The sequence below is a fragment of the Corynebacterium pelargi genome, from assembly GCF_014635485.1.
In the GTDB taxonomy this organism is placed as follows: Bacteria; Actinomycetota; Actinomycetes; order Mycobacteriales; family Mycobacteriaceae; genus Corynebacterium; species Corynebacterium pelargi.
The window spans coordinates 204,381-220,449 of sequence record NZ_BMCX01000003.1; the positions used below are offsets into that span (position 1 = coordinate 204,381).

Consider the following 16,069-nt stretch of genomic DNA (forward strand, 5'->3'; position numbering starts at 1 on the left):
GCACAACCCCTCAAACCCCTGGAAAACAACTTGTTGGGCAAGTTTCTGACCTCAACACAAAAAACCGCTAGCCTGTAGTAAGCAAAGTGCTATTACAGTGTGATTAGACGTTAGAAAACTCACAAAGAAATGAGGCGAGCATCTGCCGTGAGCAGCGCTAGTACGTTCGGCCAAAACCAGTGGCTGGTAGATGAGATGTACCAGCAGTTCCAAAAAGACCCCAATTCCGTCGACGCGGAGTGGCGCAAGCTTTTTGAGACTCAAGGTGCACCGAAGTCCGCAACCTCTCAGGCCACGACCATGGCCAATGCCAACGCCCCGAAGGCAAGCGAAGAAAAGGCCAACCTCACCCAGCCGAAGAAGCTGGAAGAAGTAGCCCAAAACGCGGATCTCAATACCCGCGCAGCCAAAGAAGAAGAGCGTCGCTCCTCCGAGAAGGCAGCAAAACGCAAGGCATCTCCGCTTGATCGCGCAGGCGAACTCCCCGAGGCAGGTTCCACCGCCTTAAAGGGTGTGTTTAAGGCAATCGCAAAGAACATGGATGAGTCGCTGGAGATTCCAACCGCGACCTCCGTGCGCGATATGCCGGTGAAGTTGATGTTTGAAAACCGCGCCATCATCAACGAGCACCTGCAGCGCACCCATGGTGGCAAGGTATCGTTCACCCACATCATTGGCTACGCCATGGTCAAGGCCGTGATGGCCCACCCGGTGATGAATGCCAACTACTCGGTGGAAAACAACAAGCCCACCGTGAACAACCCTGAGCACATCAACCTGGGTCTTGCTATCGACCTGGTGCAAAAAGATGGCTCCCGCGCCCTCGTGGTGGCTGCCATTAAGCAGTGCGAGACGCTTTCCTTTAGCGAATTCGTAGAGAAGTACGAAGACATCGTGGCTCGCTCGCGCAAGGGCAAGCTCACCATGGATGACTTTTCCGGCGTGACCATTTCGCTTACCAACCCCGGTGGCATTGGTACCCGCCACTCCGTGCCTCGCCTGACCAAGGGCCAAGGCGCCATCATCGGTGTTGGCTCCATGGATTACCCGGCAGAGTTTGCTGGTGCTTCTACCGACCGCCTGGCACAGCTTGGCGTGGGCAAGCTCGTTACCATCACCTCCACCTATGATCACCGCATCATCCAGGGTGCTGAGTCGGGTGAGTTCCTGCGCACCATGAGCCAGCTCTTTATCGACGATGCATTCTGGGATGAGATCTTCGAATCGCTGGAGATCCCCTACTCCCCGATGCGTTGGGCTCAGGATCTTCCCAACACCGGCATTGATAAGAACACCCGCGTGATGCAGCTCATCGAGGCATACCGCTCGCGTGGTCACCTCATTGCCGATACCAACCCGCTGAAGTGGCAGCAGCCCGGCATGCCGGTACCGGACCACGGCGACCTTGAAATTGGCGCCCACGGCCTGACCCTCTGGGACCTCGACCGCACCTTCAACGTCGGTGGTTTCGGTGGCAAGGAAACCATGACGCTGCGCGAGGTGCTCTCGCGTCTGCGCGCCGCCTACACGCTCAAGGTCGGCTCCGAGTACATGCATATTCTCGACCGCGACGAGCGCACCTGGCTGCAGGATCGCCTTGAGGCCGGTATGCCCAAGCCCACCCAGGCAGAGCAGAAGTACATTCTGCAGCAGCTCAACGCCGCCGAGGCCTTCGAGAACTTCCTGCAAACCAAGTACGTGGGTCAAAAGCGCTTCTCGCTCGAGGGTGCTGAATCGCTGATCCCGCTGATGGACTCCGCCATCGACACCGCCGCAGGCCAAGGCCTCGACGAAGTCGTCATCGGTATGCCCCACCGTGGTCGCCTGAACGTGCTGTTCAACATCGTGGGCAAGCCGCTGGCTACCATCTTCACCGAGTTCGAGGGCCACATTGAGGCCAAGGCTGCCGGTGGCTCCGGTGACGTGAAGTACCACCTTGGTGCAGAAGGCACCCACCTGCAGATGTTCGGCGATGGCGAGATCAAGGTGTCGCTCACCGCGAACCCCTCGCACCTTGAGGCCGTGAACCCGGTCATGGAAGGTATCGCTCGCGCCAAGCAAGACATCTTGGACAAGGGCGACAATGGCTTCACCGTCATGCCGCTGTTGCTGCACGGCGACGCCGCCTTCGCAGGCCTGGGCATCGTGCCGGAAACCATCAACTTGGCGCAGCTTCGCGGCTACACCGTTGGTGGCACCGTGCACATCGTGGTGAACAACCAGATTGGCTTTACCACCACCCCTGATTCCGGTCGTTCGAGCCACTACGCCACCGACTTTGCCAAGACCTTCGGTTGCCCCGTCTTCCACGTCAATGGTGATGATCCTGAGGCTGTGGTGTGGGTTGGCCGCCTGGCTACCGAGTACCGTCGCCGCTTTGGCAAGGACGTCTTCATCGACCTGATCTCCTACCGTCGTCGTGGCCACAACGAGGCCGACGATCCTTCCATGACCCAGCCTTTGATGTACGAGCAGATCGACGGCCGCAAGACCGTGCGTGAGCAGTACAACGACGACCTGCTTGGTCGTGGCGAGCTGAGCAAGGAAGATGCTGAGCGCGTTGCACAGGACTTCCACGATCAGATGGAGTCGGTGTTCAACGAGGTCAAGGAAGCCGAGAAGAAGAGCTTCGAAACCCAAGAAGGCATCACCGCTTCTCAGGAGCTGCCGCATGGTCTGGAAACCAACATCACCCGCGAAGAGCTGGTGGAGATTGGTCAGGCCTACTCCTCAGCACCCGAGGACTTCAACTTCCACCCACGCGTGGCACCGGTGGCCAAGAAGCGCCTCGAAGCTGTCAAGGAAGGCGGCATCGACTGGGGTTGGGGCGAATTGATTGCCTTCTCCTCCCTGGCAAACTCCGGTCGCCTCGTGCGCCTGGCTGGTGAGGATTCCCGTCGCGGTACCTTCACCCAGCGCCACGCCGTGGTGTACGATCCCCAAACCGGCGCGGAATTCAATGGCCTCAATGAGCTTGCCCAGTCCAAGGGCGATGGCAAGTTCCTGGTGTACAACTCCGCACTGACCGAGTACGCAGGCATGGGCTTCGAATACGGCTACTCCGTCGGTAACCCGGATGCCGTCGTTGCTTGGGAGGCACAGTTCGGTGACTTCGCCAATGGTGCACAGACCATCATCGATGAGTATGTCTCCTCCGGTGAAGCCAAGTGGGGTCAGACCTCCTCGGTGATCTTGCTGCTGCCGCACGGCTACGAGGGCCAAGGCCCCGACCACTCCTCGGCACGCATCGAGCGTTACCTGCAGCTTTGCGCCGAAGGCACCATGACCGTGGCTCAGCCGACCACCCCGGCGAACTACTTCCACCTGCTGCGTCGCCATGCGCTTGGCAACCTCAAGCGCCCCTTGGTGGTATTCACCCCGAAGTCGATGCTGCGCATGAAGGCCGCCACCTCCTCGGTGGAGGACTTCACCAAGGTCAAAAAGTTCCAGTCGGTGATCAACGATCCTCGCTTCGTCGACCGCGATGGCAACGTCGTCGGCGATGTAGACAAGGTGAAGAAGATCATGCTGGTCTCCGGCAAGCTCTACTACGAGCTGGCAAAGCGCGCCCAGAAGGATAAGCGTGACGATGTTGCGATCGTGCGCATCGAAATGCTGCACCCGATCCCCTTCAACCGCCTCAAGGATGCCTTCGATTCCTACCCGAATGCCGAAGAGATCCGCTTCTGCCAGGACGAGCCAGCCAACCAAGGTCCTTGGCCGTTCCTGAACGAGCACCTGCCTAACCTCATCCCGGATATGCTGCCGATGAAGCGCATCTCGCGTCGCGCACAGGCATCCACAGCCACCGGTTTGTCCAAGGTGCACCAGCTTGAGCAGCAACAGCTTCTCGACGAAGCCTTTGCAGACTAAGCGCTAGCAACACAAAAAGGCGGCGGGCAAAAGCCCGCCGCCTTTTTTCGGCCCCAATAACTCAGTGCAACCCCACATCATCAAGGAACTCAGCGGCAACATCACCGCGTTCGCGCTGTTTCGCCTGAGCAACCAATGAGGCAAGGGTGGCGTCGTCAAGCGCTCCTGACACCCAATTCAACCCCACACGCTGTTGCCTGCTAATTACATCGGCACGGTAAATCGGCACAATGCTTTTTGGCAGATCCAAAGATTTCTCCGCCGCGCAAGCATTCGCGCGCGAAGGGTCGGCTGCATCCACATCGCCAGCGAGCGTACCCACCATCGCTTCGTAGGTGGTATCGCGCCAATCCTGCTGCACAGAGGGAGAAAAATCCTTTTGCTTGGCTGCCGCTAGATCATCGGCAAGTTCCTTCGCCAGCGGCTCATCCTGGGCAAACAGCACCGAACCGGTGCACGCAGCCACGAGATCCAGGCGAGATTGGGAGACAAGATCCCAAGGCTCTGCCACACTTCCCTCGGCTGCCTGATCCAGCGCCACCAACTCAGTGGCACGCCCTTTACGGTTGAGCGCCTGGGCATAGAGCTCGGCCAGCATCGCCTGGGTGGGGTTGGTGTGATCAATGCCAACGCGAATCTGCCTGGTGGCAGCATCCGGCACCACCGGGTTCGGCTCCTGGGAACTACACGCCACCACCAGGGGGCCACACAGCAGCACGGCTGCACTACAACCGCCCAGTGTTCGAGCATTCAGGTGCACCTTCAGCAACAGCGCCTCCCTTGAGATATGTGACTATGCGCTGTTTTAGTGTAGCTGCAAGCCGCAGCCACACCTTCAGGGTGCTTGGGCTGCCTTTAGTGCTGCTCGGTAGTGCCGTGGCGGTGCTTGGCGGCAGAACCTTGGTGCTTGCTGCCACCTTGGCTCAGGAATGCTGCAATCTGATCGCGTGCCTCATGCGCTTTGCCGGGGCTGCACAACACGTCATAGCGGCCGGCGACGATCTGGGTGGAGCTGGCAAAGTCGCGCTTACCGCGGCTTGCGGCATAGGGCACGGCGGTGAGCACGAGGCCGAAGATCACGCCCATGAAAATGCCCGTGCCAATGGCAGAAAGCCAATCGGTGCTCATCAATCCGAGCAATAAACCGAAAAACAGGCCAAGCCAGGCGCCGGAGGCTGCACCGCTTAAGAGCACCCTTCCCCAGCTCAGCTTGCCAATCACCTTTTCTACCTGCATGAGGTCTACACCGACGATGGTGAGTTCTTCTACAGCGAAGTTGCGATCAGAAAGCATATCTACTGCCTCTTGGGCCTGGGCGTAGGTGTCAAATGAGCCTACTGGCCAGCCCTCGGGGCGCTGGGGGTCACGCTGGAAGCCTCGCTGTTGTTGCGGCAGAGTCATGGTGAGAAACGTCCTTTATTGCTTTCTTCTTGAAGTATCTACACTTTTCCAACGTCGCAGGCCCTGCCGTTGTTCCTCTTCTCATCTCTTTTCAGCCCGCGTGCTCCTGATGCCCTGCCCTGATGCGCGGGCTCCAGGTGAGGTGTTGCGGGCTGCGGTGCACGCGTGACGCGTTGTGCCCGATGCTTGGGGTTTCTTGGGATTCTTGGCGGCTTGAGCCTGAAACAATCGCTGGTAGAGGCTTACTTCGGCATGGCCAACTAAAGCACGTAGACTGTGTTTTCATGAGTGAAGTGACGCGTGTGTACGCCGGGCGCCTGGCCGGCATGGTGGTCCGTGGCCCAGACACCGACGTGATTGGCAGGGTGCGTGACGTCATTGTCAATGTTCGCCCGATAGGCCAGATGTCCCGGGTGATGGGGCTGGTAGTAGAGATGGTGAACAAGCGTCGCATCTTTTTGCCCATGCTTCGCATCGCTGCCATTGAACCCCAAGAAATCACCCTGGTATCGGGGTCGGTGTCGCTTCGCGCCTTTAAAGCACGCACCGGCGAAATGTCGGTGCTCTCCGACATTATTGGTTCGCGCGTCCACGTTGATGACCCAGACCTAGATCAACTTCACGGCAAGGCGGTCGAGGTTGCAGACGTTGAACTGGAACGCACCCGCTCCCGCGATTGGGTCATTGCCAGGGTAGCCGGTATTACCAGTCGCCCGAAATTCGGCCGCCGCCCCGAGCTGCACACCATCCCCTGGAATTATGTGCACGGCATTGCCCCGGCCGGAACCGAAGCCGAGTACGCCAATGCTGAGATGATCTCGGACTTTAAAGAGATGCGCCCAGCCGACGTGGCAAGCACCCTTTACCAACTCCCCGAGCGCCAACGCCTCCAGGTCGCAGGCGAGCTGGACGATGAATTGCTTGCCGACGTCCTCCAGGAGCTCTCCGAGGAGCGCCAGGCAGAGTTGCTTGAGACCCTGGATATTGAGCGCGCAGCCGACGTGCTCGAAGAGATGGACCCGGATGACGCAGCCGACCTGCTGGGCGAATTGCCCGATGATAAAGCCGATGTGCTGCTGGAATTGATGGATCCCGAAGAATCCGCCCCGGTGCGTCGCTTGATGAGCTTTAGCCCCGATACCGTGGGTGCGCTGATGACGCCCGAGCCGTTGATTCTTCCGCCGCAGACCACGGTGGCAGAGGCCTTGGCGCATGCCCGGAACCCCGATCTACCCAGCTCGCTTGCCAGCATGGTGTTTGTGGTTCGCCCGCCCACAGCGACCCCGACGGGTAAGTATCTTGGCTGCGTGCACCTGCAAAAGCTTTTGCGCGAGCCGCCGAGTGAGTTGATTTCTGGCATTCTCGATCCGGACTTGCCACCGCTGTATGCCAACGACTCCCAGGAAACTGCTGCGCGTTATTTCGCCACCTATAACCTGGTGTGCGGCCCGGTGATTGATGAAGACGATCACCTCCTTGGCGCCGTGGCGGTGGATGACTTGATCGACCACCTCCTGCCGGAAAACTGGCGCGATGGTGGCATCAGGCCAGAGGCAACGACCGCAATGAAGGAGGCCTAAGCCATGGCAGAGTACAACCGCTCCGACCTGGATACTCCCTACGTCAAGCAACGTCGGAATCCTTTTAAGATCGACGACGATGCCGTGGGCGCCTATGCAGAAAAAGTCGCGCGCTTTTTCGGCACCGGCTCCTACCTGATGTGGCAGACGGTCTTTGTGGTGCTGTGGATCATTTTGAACATGGGCGTGTTCGCCTTCCAGTGGGATCCCTACCCCTTTATCTTGCTGAACCTGGCGTTTTCTACACAGGCCGCCTATGCCGCTCCGCTGATTTTGTTGGCGCAGAACCGCCAAGAAGACCGCGACCGCATCTCGCTGAATGAGGATCGCCGGCGTGCCTTCGAAACGAAGGCGGATACGGAATTCACCACCCGTGAGCTTGCCGGTTTGCGTCTGGCTATCGGCGAGCTGGTCACCCGCGATTACCTGCGCCATGAGTTAGAAGATGTGCAAAACATGCTTGAGCGCCTTGAGGCCAAGCTTGACGACGAAGCCGCTGCTCGCATTGCCTTGATGCACGCTTTGAACGACACTGGCCACGAAGATCTCTCCGACCCCATCCAGGGCGATTTGGCCGAAGAGCACAAACACGATCACTAATTAGAGAAGAACACTGATGAGTACCTCTTTAAGCGAAGCTGACATCCGCGCAGCACTAGCAACCGTTGAAGATCCCGAGATCGGCAAACCACTGACCGAGCTTGGGATGGTCAAGTCCATCGACATTGACGGCGATAGCGTGCACGCGGTGATTTACCTGACCATCGCCGGCTGCCCGATGAAGTCCACGCTGGTCAATGACTCCCGCGAGGCCATCGCAGCCGTTGAAGGCGTGGGCTCTGTGGAGGTCAGCACCGATGTGATGAGCGATGAGCAGCGCAAGCAGTTGCGCCAGCAGCTCCGCGGCGGCGTGGATGAGCCCGTGATTCCCTTCGCACAACCCGATTCCACCACCCGCGTATTTGCCGTGGCATCGGGCAAAGGTGGCGTGGGCAAGTCCTCCATGACGGTCAATCTCGCTGCCGCCCTTGCTGCCAAGGGACTTTCCGTGGGCGTGTTAGACGCCGATATTTATGGTCACTCGGTCCCGGGCATGCTCGGATCTGAGGATCGCCCCCACGCCGTGGACGATATGATCATGCCGCCGCAGGCTCATGGGGTAAAGCTGATCTCTATTGCGCACTTTGTAGAAGGCAACGCGCCTGTTGTGTGGCGCGGCCCGATGCTGCACCGCGCGATCCAGCAATTCCTTGGCGATGTGTTCTGGGGCGAGCTCGATATCTTACTGCTCGATCTGCCACCCGGCACCGGCGACATTGCCATTTCGGTAGCACAACTGGTGCCCAATGCTGAGCTTCTGGTGGTCACCACCCCGCAATCGGCTGCCGCAGAGGTGGCAGAGCGTGCGGGATCGATCAGCATGCAAACCCAGCAAAAGGTCGCTGGTGTGATTGAGAATATGGCGGCCATGGTCATGCCTGATGGCTCGCTCATGGAAGTCTTTGGCTCCGGTGGCGGCCAGATGCTCAGTGAGCGCCTCCAGCGCCTCACCGGCACTGAGGTGCCGCTTTTGGGCAGCGTGCCGCTGGATCCTCAATTGCGCGAAGGCGGCGATGCCGGCACCCCAATCGTGCTCTCGCAGCCCGAGAGCCCCACCGCTCAAGCAATCCAGGCCATCGCCGATGCTTTGCAGGTTCGTAAAGATTCCCTGGCGGGTAAGTCCCTCAACCTAGGCGTGAACCGCAAATAATCAACGCGGCAGCGTTTAGGTAATATCGTCCCAGCTAAACGTCGGTTTTTGTACCGGTGGCTGGGGCGATTGTTCTTGTGGCTGGCTCTGCTGTTGCTGTTGCGGTGCTGGTGCAGGCTGCCCCTGTGTTGCCTGGTTATTTCCCTGTTGCTGGCGATAGGCCTGCCCAACCGTGGGTTCCGACATGATCTTTTTTGGATCGAAGCTATCCATGAAGGACTCGTCTTCGTCGAAAAGCACCTTGGCAATAGCGCCTTTGGGGCCCATGCTGCGAAGTCTGGTGATTTGCCCAATAGGCTTTTGCAGTTCCTGGAATTCTTGGCCAAATTCGCCGTTAAGCTCGGCTTTTGCGTTGTTGATGGCCTTGCGCGCAGCGTAAATTGCCGCTTTGACGTCCTCAATCAGCCCAGGCAGACGCTCTGGGCCGACGATGATGAGTCCGAGTACCAGGAGAAAGAGAATCTCTCCCCAACCAATGTTGGAAAACACAGCAACTACTGTACTTCCCCATCACGCGTTCCGCTGCCCTGGGGTACGCCAAGGCTTGCCGCAAATTATTGCCCGCGGTGCTCTTGGCGCAAATGCTTGAGTTTCTTACTTGCGTGCTCAAACCTGGCGCGCAAAGAAATGCGCTCTTGGATCAACTCTTCGGCACCGGGGCCTTCTGGGCAGCTTGTAGCAATGGACTGCAAGCGATCAAGCAGACGAGCCGGAGCCTGAACATCGTCTTGTTTGCAGCTTCTTAAACGCTGCGAGGCAAGCCTTTGGCGCTCGACTTCCGCGCGGCAATCCTGGCAGTGCACCAGGTGCACATGTACCCGATGCTTGGCCACGGAGCTGAGTTCTTCATCCACAAACGCCGCCACGGCCTCGGGGCTTGGATGATCGGTGGAGGAAAACTGCCGCTTATTCGGAGTGTGCTCCAAAAATGCCACGAGATATTCCTCCTTTGCCTTTCATCTCAGGGACCACTTAGGTTCAAAGCGGTGTGCAACGCGATGCACCGTGTGGCACCCATCGTAGCGATGATGCAGCGAAGCTGCCGTGGCGAAGTCATCCACCAGCACTTGCGCCTGATCTTCTGGGCAATGCCCCTGCTAGAAGTACTAAACTATCGGGTTTAGCTTGCGGGGATGAGCAGTTGGGCTTCTTCGTTTTCTTCAGCCGCGCGCTCAAGGGAGGCACGCAGTTGGCTTCGGCCGCGGTGAATGCGTGAACGCACCGTGCCCATTTTCACCCCGAGGGTGGCGGCGATTTCTTCGTAGCTCAAACCGACCACATCACACAGCACGACAGCCACGCGGAAGTCGGGGCCGAGCTCGTCGAGTGCCTGCTGGAGCACCGGGTCGAGGTTGGCCACGCTAAAGGCTTGCTCCGGGGTCATCTCCGTGCCGGGGACGCGCTCGTAGTCTTCCGGGAGAGCTTCCATGCGGATGCGGGCGCGGTGGCGAACCATATCCAAAAACAGGTTGGTGGTGATTCGGTGTAACCAGCCTTCGAAGGTGCCTGGCTGATAGTTCTTGAGCGAGCGAAATACTCGCATGAATGTCTCTTGGGTGAGATCTTCTGCGTCTTGTTGATTACCCGAAAGGCGGAAGGCGAGGCGATAGACGCTATCGGCGTGCTCTGCTACTAGCTCTGCCCAGGTTGGCATGGCGCCTTCACCAGCATCGAAGGCTGCTGTTCCACTGAGCGTTTCTGCTTCAGTGTGTTCAGCATCCCAGGATTCAATGATGGCGGCCGAGTCGTTTCGGGTTGCTCGCATGTGCAAGATTGTGCCGGAGTTGTTTAGAGAAAACCAACCAAGAAACTGCATTTTCCCTGTGAATCTCACAATCGTTGTACAAGCGTTATATTTTGCCCCTAAAACTGCCACCGATCAAGCGCTTGGACGGCCTCTGCGCCACTCAGCACGGCATGGCACAGGCCAAAATAGTGTCACAATTTTCCCAATAATCACTTTGGTGCCGAACCGGCCTGCTACCCAGCAGGTCTACCCCACAACAACGCGATAAGCACCTAGAATTCGCAACTGTGAATGCCATGCTCCGCGAGTACATCGAATCGACAAACCCAAGCTCGGAGGCGCTGGATCAAGCCATCGCCGAGGCCAAAGAAGTAGGGCTTAATACCCCCGACGCGATGACAGGCCAGCTCCTTCAAACCCTTGCTGCCACCACCGCAGCCCAGGGGTTAGTTGCCATTACCCCGGCTGCTGATGTTGCCGGGTTGTATATGCTCGCCGGCGCTAGCGATAAGTCGGTGCTTACCTGCATCGACCCGGAACCAGAGCACCAGCAACGCGCCAAGGCCATCTTCCGCAGCGCAGGCTACCCCGGCCAGCGCGTTCGCTTCTTGCCTTCGCGCCCGCTGGAAGTACTGGGCAGGCTCGCCAAAAACAGCTACCAAGTCATCTATGCCGAAGTCTCCCCCATCGACCTCAGCGCCTTAGTGGATGCAGCACTGCCCCTGTTGAGCGAAGGTGGCGTGCTCTTGCTTGCCGACGCCCTCCTCGACGGCACCATTAGCGACTCAAGCCGGATCGACCGAGACACACTCGCAGCCCGCGAAGCCGATGAGCACATTTTGGCTCTCGAAGGCGTCGTGGTTGCCCGTCTGCCCCTGGGTGCGGGCCTGACCATGATCACCAAGTGCCACAAGTCTTAAGCTAGGAAAACTTCAAGGCTCCAGCGGTTTCCCGCTGGAGCCTTTGAGGTGTATCGAGGCGCTAGGTTATTGGTGCTCGACTACTTGGTTCTTGCCCACCACCACAACGCCGCCGGGGCTTACTGCAAAGCGCTGGGCGTCGCGCTCGGGCTCAACACCAATGAGCGTGCCATCGGAGATCACCACGTTCTTATCCAAGATGGCGTGGCGGACCACCGCGCCCTTGCCAATGCGCACACCGGGCATGAGCACGGAGCCTTCCACGGTGGCGCCTTCTTCTACCACCACGTCCGTAGAGAGCACGGAGTTGCGCACGGTGGCAGCAGAGATGATCGAACCCTGGCCCACCATGGAGCTTTGGGCGATGCCACCTTGGATGAACTTTGCCGGCGGCAACTCATCGGTGTCGGTGGAACGGATCGGCCACTTGCGGTTGTAGAGGTTGAAGATGGGGTGCACGGAGATGAGGTCCATGTGCGCCTCATAGAAGGCGTCGATGGTACCCACGTCGCGCCAGTAGGCACGATCGCGTTCGGTGGAACCCGGCACCACGTTCTTGTTGAAGTCGTAGACGTTGGCTTCACCCTTTTCAACGAAATACGGGATGATGTCGCCGCCCATATCGTGGGTGGAATCCGGGTTGGATTCATCTTCCTTGAGCGCCTTGATCAACGCATCGGTGCTGAAAACGTAGTTACCCATCGAGGCATAGGTCATCTCTGGGTCATCGGGTGTACCGGGGGGATCCGAGGGCTTTTCCAAGAACTCGGTGATGTTGTTGTCATCATTGGCCTGGATGCAACCAAAGGCCGATGCTTCAGAGCGCGGCACGCGGATGCCGGCAACAGTCACGGACTTGCCCGATGCAATGTGGTCTTCCACCATCTGCGAGGGATCCATGCGGTAGACGTGATCGGCGCCGAAGACGATGACGTAGTCGGGCTTTTCGTCATAGATCAGGTTCAGCGACTGCAAAATTGCATCTGCAGAACCTTGGTACCAACGCTTACCCAGACGCTGCTGGGCGGGCACGGAGGCAATGTACTGGCTGGTAGGGCCGGTGAACTGCCAGGATTGAGAGATATGGCGATCCAGTGAGTGCGACTTGTATTGCGTCAGCACGCAGATCTTCATATAACCGGCATTCACCATATTCGACAGCACGAAATCAATGAGGCGATACACGCCGCCAAAAGGCACGGCGGGCTTCGCGCGGTCTTCGGTCAGGGGGAACAGGCGCTTGCCTTCGCCACCGGCAAGCACGATTGCTAGGACGTTTGGTTGGCTCTTCACGTTCCCCAATTTAGGCGTTAAAAGTAATTCCTGCTCAAGAAACGATAAATTGCGACTTAAACCATAGATAGGACGCCCCACGATCGGCATAACCCGTTTAGGCTTGCTAACTATGAAGGTTGCAATGCTCACCAAGGAATATCCCCCGGAGATCTATGGCGGAGCCGGTGTTCACGTCACCGAGCTCACCCGCTACATGCGCAAGCTCGCCCACGTCGACGTGCACTGCATGGGCGGCCCTCGCGATGAACAAGACGTGTACGTCTACGGCGTCGATGAAGCACTCAAAGATGCCAATCCGGCAATCAAAACCCTCTCCACCGGCCTGAGGATGGCAGAAGGCTTAGGCGATGCCGAGGTGGCTCACTCCCACACTTGGTACGCAGGCCTTGGTGGTCACGTTGGTGGTTTGCTGCGCGGCATCCCGCATGTGGCTACTGCCCACTCCCTGGAACCGGATCGCCCCTGGAAGCGCGAGCAGCTTGGTGGTGGCTACGACATCTCTTCTTGGTCCGAGAAGAACACCATGGAGTATGCCGATGCCGTGATCGCTGTGTCTGCGAAGATGAAAGAGGCGATTCTCAAGGCCTACCCGCGCATTGAAGAAGACCGCGTGAAGGTCGTGCTCAACGGCATCGACACCAAGCTGTGGCAACCGCGCCCCACCTTCGATGATGCCGAGGATTCCGTCCTGCGTGAGCTGGGTGTGCGCCAAGACCAGCCGATTGTGAGCTTTGTTGGCCGCATCACCCGCCAAAAGGGTGTTGAGCACCTGGTTAAGGCCGCACGCCACTTCGATCCTGGCGTGCAGCTTGTGCTGTGTGCCGGTGCTCCCGATACCCCGGAGATTGCCAAGCGCACCACTGAGCTCGTGCACCAACTGCAGGCCGAACGCGATGGCATCGTGTGGGTCCAAGAGATGCTGCCGAAGGAAAAGATTCAAGAAATCCTCACAGCCTCCGATGCCTTTGTCTGCCCCTCGATTTATGAGCCACTGGGCATTGTCAATCTTGAGGCAATGGCCTGCGCTACCGCCGTGGTGGCCTCTGATGTGGGCGGTATCCCTGAGGTGGTTGCCGACGGCCAGACCGGCACCTTGGTCCACTATGACGCCGATGACGCTGCTGCTTTTGAGCACGACTTGGCCGAGGCCGTCAACGCCATGGTGGCTGATCGTAAGCGTGCTGAGGCCTTTGGCGTTGCCGGTCGCGAGCGCGCCGTTGATACCTTCTCGTGGGCGAATATCGCTGAGCAGACCATCGAGGTATATAAGTCGGTGATGTAGTAAGCCGGCTGCAGTCTGACTGCAAGATTTCTTTGGCGCGACTATCCTCGGGCGGCATGAGTGACAACCATCCGCTCAGGATTTCGCGCCACACGATTTTTCAGAGTTCATTGATGACCGCCCTACTCGACGGCATCTACGACGGCGAGCTCAGCATCGGCGAGCTTTTAGGCCACGGCAATTTTGGCATTGGCACCTTCAATGCCCTCGATGGCGAAATGATGATCATTGATGGGGTGTGCTACCAACTTCGCGGTGATGGCTCCGCGCAAGTCGCCACACTCGATCAACTCAGCCCCTTTGCCATTGCCACCAACTTTGTGCCTCGCCTCAAACTCGAAGCACCCCGCAATCTGCAGCGCAGCGAATTAAGTGAGTTCATCACCTCGCATCTACCCAGCGAGAACTTCATGTACGCGGTGCGTATTACCGGCCACTTCCAAGAGGTGAAGGTGCGCACCGTGAGTAAGCAACAGCGCCCATATCGCCCGATGACCGAGGCCACGATGGACGATAAAGAGCTTCAGTTCCACGATGTCCACGGCATCATCGGCGGTTTCCGCACCCCGGTGTACGAAAAAGGCATTGGTGTGCCTGGCTGCCATGTTCACTTTGTTGATGATGCGCGCAGCAAAGGCGGGCATGTACTCGACTTCACCCTTGCCGAGGGCACCATTGAGGTTTGCCCCGGCACCGACCTAGAACTGCGTTTGCCCCTGACTCAGGAGTTTTCCGAGGCCAGCTTGGCGCCCGAAGACCTCGACCAGCAAATCCACGACACCGAAGTGAAATCTTAAAAGAGGCTACAAACCATGGCTCATCGTCCCGAACTACACGTCACCCCAGAAATCGGCATTCTTGATGCTCCTGCCGGAGCGCTTTTCGACGGCACCCACTGGCATATCTTTGCCCAGTTCAGACCCACCGCTGACGCCGGTGCCCGGTGGTCCCACCAAATTGCAGAGGGCTCCCCGCTGAACTGGGAGATCTGCGATGATGTGCTAGCACCCGAAGGCGAAGAGATTAAGGTGCGCGCAGGTTCTGTGGTGCAGACAGGCGATGAGACGCTGCTGTATTACACCTCGGTCAGCCCCGACGGCGACGAGGTACACCTGGCTAGCATCGATGATCTTGCAGCAAGCACTGAGTTTGTCAGCGATGAAGGCTCGTCGCTGGATCAAAACGTGCGCCACCGTGGGGTGGTCTTAGATGACCGCGATGGGTTTTATAACTTCCGCTCCCCCAGCGTGCGGGCGGCATTTTTAGAAGGCGAAGAGCAATCCGGCTGGCTCATGCTTGCCGTCTCCGGCAGCATGGACGAACCCCAACTGGTGTTGTTGGATTCTCAAGACGGTGTGGACTGGAAGGTGCGCGGCCCGCTATCGCTCGAAGGCGATACCGGCTTAGAAGGTGAGCGATTGGTCGCCCCTCGCTTAATCCGCCTCAAAGACCAAGTAGATGGGCAGCTTTACGACGTCCTCATCCTCACCATCGAACGCCAGGGCATCGATATCTCTGGTTACCTTGTAGGCAAGCTAGAGCACACCACGTTCCAGGCATTTAGCCCGTTCCAGCGGATCGATTTTGGCCACGACTTCACCCGCCCGCGGATCACCTCGGTGCCTTCGGCAGTTGGAGAGCGCATGGGTGAGCGCTATAACTCCACCACGCTGTTTGGATTTATGAATGGCAGGGGCCGCAACGATACCCCCAAACAGCACCGCACCTTTAGCGAGGAGGGCTGGGCGAATTGCCTTGCCCTGCCACGAGCAGCAACGCTGCAACATCGTCGCCTCTACCAAACTCCGCCGGCAGGGCTATGGGAGGCCGTGGAATTAAGCGATCGAGCAGCGCTGTGGACAGCCGTGCTCGATGTGCCCCAGGGCGAATCCGTGTCCGTAGAGCTCGTCGATTCTCAAGGCGATGTCGCAGCCGTCATCACCCACCGAGGCGAACGACTCACACTGGATCGCTCCATGAATAAGGTGCATCAGGGTGATGCTGTGGCCGAAGCGGAACTTCACGAAGACGACACCGACGCCATCACCATCGTCGTTGATGGCCCTACCGTGGAAGTCTTTGCCGATGGCGGCCAGGTAGCCATGGCATCGCGGGTCTTCTTTGAAGGGGTCTGCAGCCAATTTAGGGTGCACAGCACCGAACGCGCCGAAGTGCAGCGCACCCACGAGCTCAGGCCAAAGTTCGCATAAAAAAAGCGGC

At 58.5% G+C, this 16,069-nt stretch carries 14 protein-coding genes; 8 read left to right on the forward strand and 6 right to left on the reverse strand.

Annotated features, from left to right (window positions below; all coding sequences use genetic code 11):
- Window positions 1–195 precede the first annotated feature (195 nt).
- The gene (locus IEU99_RS07350) at window positions 196–3,873 is read left to right on the forward strand and encodes a multifunctional oxoglutarate decarboxylase/oxoglutarate dehydrogenase thiamine pyrophosphate-binding subunit/dihydrolipoyllysine-residue succinyltransferase subunit (RefSeq protein ID WP_371869481.1); all 3,678 of its coding nucleotides are present in this window, start codon (window positions 196–198) and stop codon (window positions 3,871–3,873) included.
- Between the two features lie 61 nt (window positions 3,874–3,934).
- Here IEU99_RS07350 and IEU99_RS07355 read toward each other — a convergent pair whose 3' ends face one another.
- The gene (locus IEU99_RS07355) at window positions 3,935–4,642 is read right to left on the reverse strand and encodes a type 2 periplasmic-binding domain-containing protein (protein WP_128890065.1); all 708 of its coding nucleotides are present in this window, start codon (window positions 4,640–4,642) and stop codon (window positions 3,935–3,937) included.
- An 86-nt stretch (window positions 4,643–4,728) separates the two neighbouring features.
- The gene (locus IEU99_RS07360) at window positions 4,729–5,274 is read right to left on the reverse strand and encodes a YflT domain-containing protein (protein ID WP_128890066.1); all 546 of its coding nucleotides are present in this window, start codon (window positions 5,272–5,274) and stop codon (window positions 4,729–4,731) included.
- Window positions 5,275–5,558: 284 nt separating this feature from the next.
- Here IEU99_RS07360 and IEU99_RS07365 point away from each other — a divergent pair, with 284 nt between their 5' ends.
- From IEU99_RS07365 to IEU99_RS07375, 3 genes are read left to right on the forward strand one after another with little or no spacing between them, the layout of a single operon-like run.
- Window positions 5,559–6,854, forward strand: coding sequence for a magnesium transporter MgtE N-terminal domain-containing protein (locus tag IEU99_RS07365; RefSeq protein ID WP_128890067.1), 1,296 nt, complete (start codon window positions 5,559–5,561; stop codon window positions 6,852–6,854).
- 3 nt (window positions 6,855–6,857) lie between these two features.
- The gene (locus IEU99_RS07370; protein ID WP_128890068.1) at window positions 6,858–7,454 is read left to right on the forward strand and encodes a DUF1003 domain-containing protein; all 597 of its coding nucleotides are present in this window, start codon (window positions 6,858–6,860) and stop codon (window positions 7,452–7,454) included.
- A 16-nt stretch (window positions 7,455–7,470) separates the two neighbouring features.
- Window positions 7,471–8,604, forward strand: a complete 1,134-nt coding sequence (locus tag IEU99_RS07375) for an Mrp/NBP35 family ATP-binding protein (protein ID WP_128890069.1) — start codon at window positions 7,471–7,473, stop codon at window positions 8,602–8,604.
- A 15-nt stretch (window positions 8,605–8,619) separates the two neighbouring features.
- Here the strand turns inward: IEU99_RS07375 and tatB are convergent, their stop codons facing one another.
- From tatB to sigE, 3 genes are all read right to left on the reverse strand, one after another.
- The gene (tatB, locus tag IEU99_RS07380; protein WP_128890070.1) at window positions 8,620–9,093 is read right to left on the reverse strand and encodes a Sec-independent protein translocase subunit TatB; all 474 of its coding nucleotides are present in this window, start codon (window positions 9,091–9,093) and stop codon (window positions 8,620–8,622) included.
- A gap of 65 nt (window positions 9,094–9,158) precedes the next feature.
- Window positions 9,159–9,539 carry an anti-sigma factor family protein gene (locus IEU99_RS07385; protein WP_128890071.1) on the reverse strand — a complete coding sequence of 127 codons (381 nt, stop codon included), beginning with the start codon at window positions 9,537–9,539 and terminating at the stop codon, window positions 9,159–9,161.
- Between the two features lie 185 nt (window positions 9,540–9,724).
- Window positions 9,725–10,369 (reverse strand): RNA polymerase sigma factor SigE, encoded by a 645-nt coding sequence (gene sigE / locus IEU99_RS07390; protein ID WP_128890072.1) that lies wholly within the window; start codon window positions 10,367–10,369, stop codon window positions 9,725–9,727.
- Window positions 10,370–10,647: 278 nt separating this feature from the next.
- Here sigE and IEU99_RS07395 point away from each other — a divergent pair, with 278 nt between their 5' ends.
- Complete coding sequence (locus IEU99_RS07395) at window positions 10,648–11,271, forward strand: O-methyltransferase (protein ID WP_128890846.1); 624 nt, start codon at window positions 10,648–10,650, stop codon at window positions 11,269–11,271.
- 66 nt (window positions 11,272–11,337) lie between these two features.
- On the opposite strand, the gene glgC is transcribed toward IEU99_RS07395, so the two are convergent.
- On the reverse strand, window positions 11,338–12,573 hold the full coding sequence (gene glgC, locus IEU99_RS07400) for a glucose-1-phosphate adenylyltransferase (RefSeq protein WP_229718425.1): 1,236 nt from the start codon (window positions 12,571–12,573) through the stop codon (window positions 11,338–11,340).
- 103 nt (window positions 12,574–12,676) lie between these two features.
- Here glgC and glgA point away from each other — a divergent pair, with 103 nt between their 5' ends.
- Genes glgA through IEU99_RS07415 form a run of 3 tightly spaced genes read left to right on the forward strand, consistent with a single transcriptional unit; the run spans window position 12,677 to window position 16,059 of the window.
- Window positions 12,677–13,849 (forward strand): glycogen synthase, encoded by a 1,173-nt coding sequence (gene glgA, locus IEU99_RS07405; RefSeq protein ID WP_128890074.1) that lies wholly within the window; start codon window positions 12,677–12,679, stop codon window positions 13,847–13,849.
- A 56-nt stretch (window positions 13,850–13,905) separates the two neighbouring features.
- Window positions 13,906–14,646: an acetolactate decarboxylase gene (gene budA, locus IEU99_RS07410; RefSeq protein ID WP_128890075.1), complete on the forward strand. Its 741-nt coding sequence runs from the start codon at window positions 13,906–13,908 to the stop codon at window positions 14,644–14,646.
- Between the two features lie 15 nt (window positions 14,647–14,661).
- Window positions 14,662–16,059, forward strand: a complete 1,398-nt coding sequence (locus tag IEU99_RS07415; protein WP_128890076.1) for a GH32 C-terminal domain-containing protein — start codon at window positions 14,662–14,664, stop codon at window positions 16,057–16,059.
- Window positions 16,060–16,069: the final 10 nt, after the last annotated feature.

Coding starts and splice junctions, on each gene's coding strand:
- IEU99_RS07350 (WP_371869481.1), top strand. CDS start 196: ATGTACCAGCAGTTCCAAAAAGACCCCAATTCCGTCGACGCGGAGTGG.
- IEU99_RS07360 (WP_128890066.1), bottom strand. CDS start 5,274: ATGACTCTGCCGCAACAACAGCGAGGCTTCCAGCGTGACCCCCAGCGC.
- IEU99_RS07365 (WP_128890067.1), top strand. CDS start 5,559: ATGAGTGAAGTGACGCGTGTGTACGCCGGGCGCCTGGCCGGCATGGTG.
- IEU99_RS07370 (WP_128890068.1), top strand. CDS start 6,858: ATGGCAGAGTACAACCGCTCCGACCTGGATACTCCCTACGTCAAGCAA.
- IEU99_RS07375 (WP_128890069.1), top strand. CDS start 7,471: ATGAGTACCTCTTTAAGCGAAGCTGACATCCGCGCAGCACTAGCAACC.
- sigE (WP_128890072.1), bottom strand. CDS start 10,369: ATGCGAGCAACCCGAAACGACTCGGCCGCCATCATTGAATCCTGGGAT.
- IEU99_RS07395 (WP_128890846.1), top strand. CDS start 10,648: ATGCTCCGCGAGTACATCGAATCGACAAACCCAAGCTCGGAGGCGCTG.
- glgA (WP_128890074.1), top strand. CDS start 12,677: ATGAAGGTTGCAATGCTCACCAAGGAATATCCCCCGGAGATCTATGGC.
- budA (WP_128890075.1), top strand. CDS start 13,906: ATGAGTGACAACCATCCGCTCAGGATTTCGCGCCACACGATTTTTCAG.
- IEU99_RS07415 (WP_128890076.1), top strand. CDS start 14,662: ATGGCTCATCGTCCCGAACTACACGTCACCCCAGAAATCGGCATTCTT.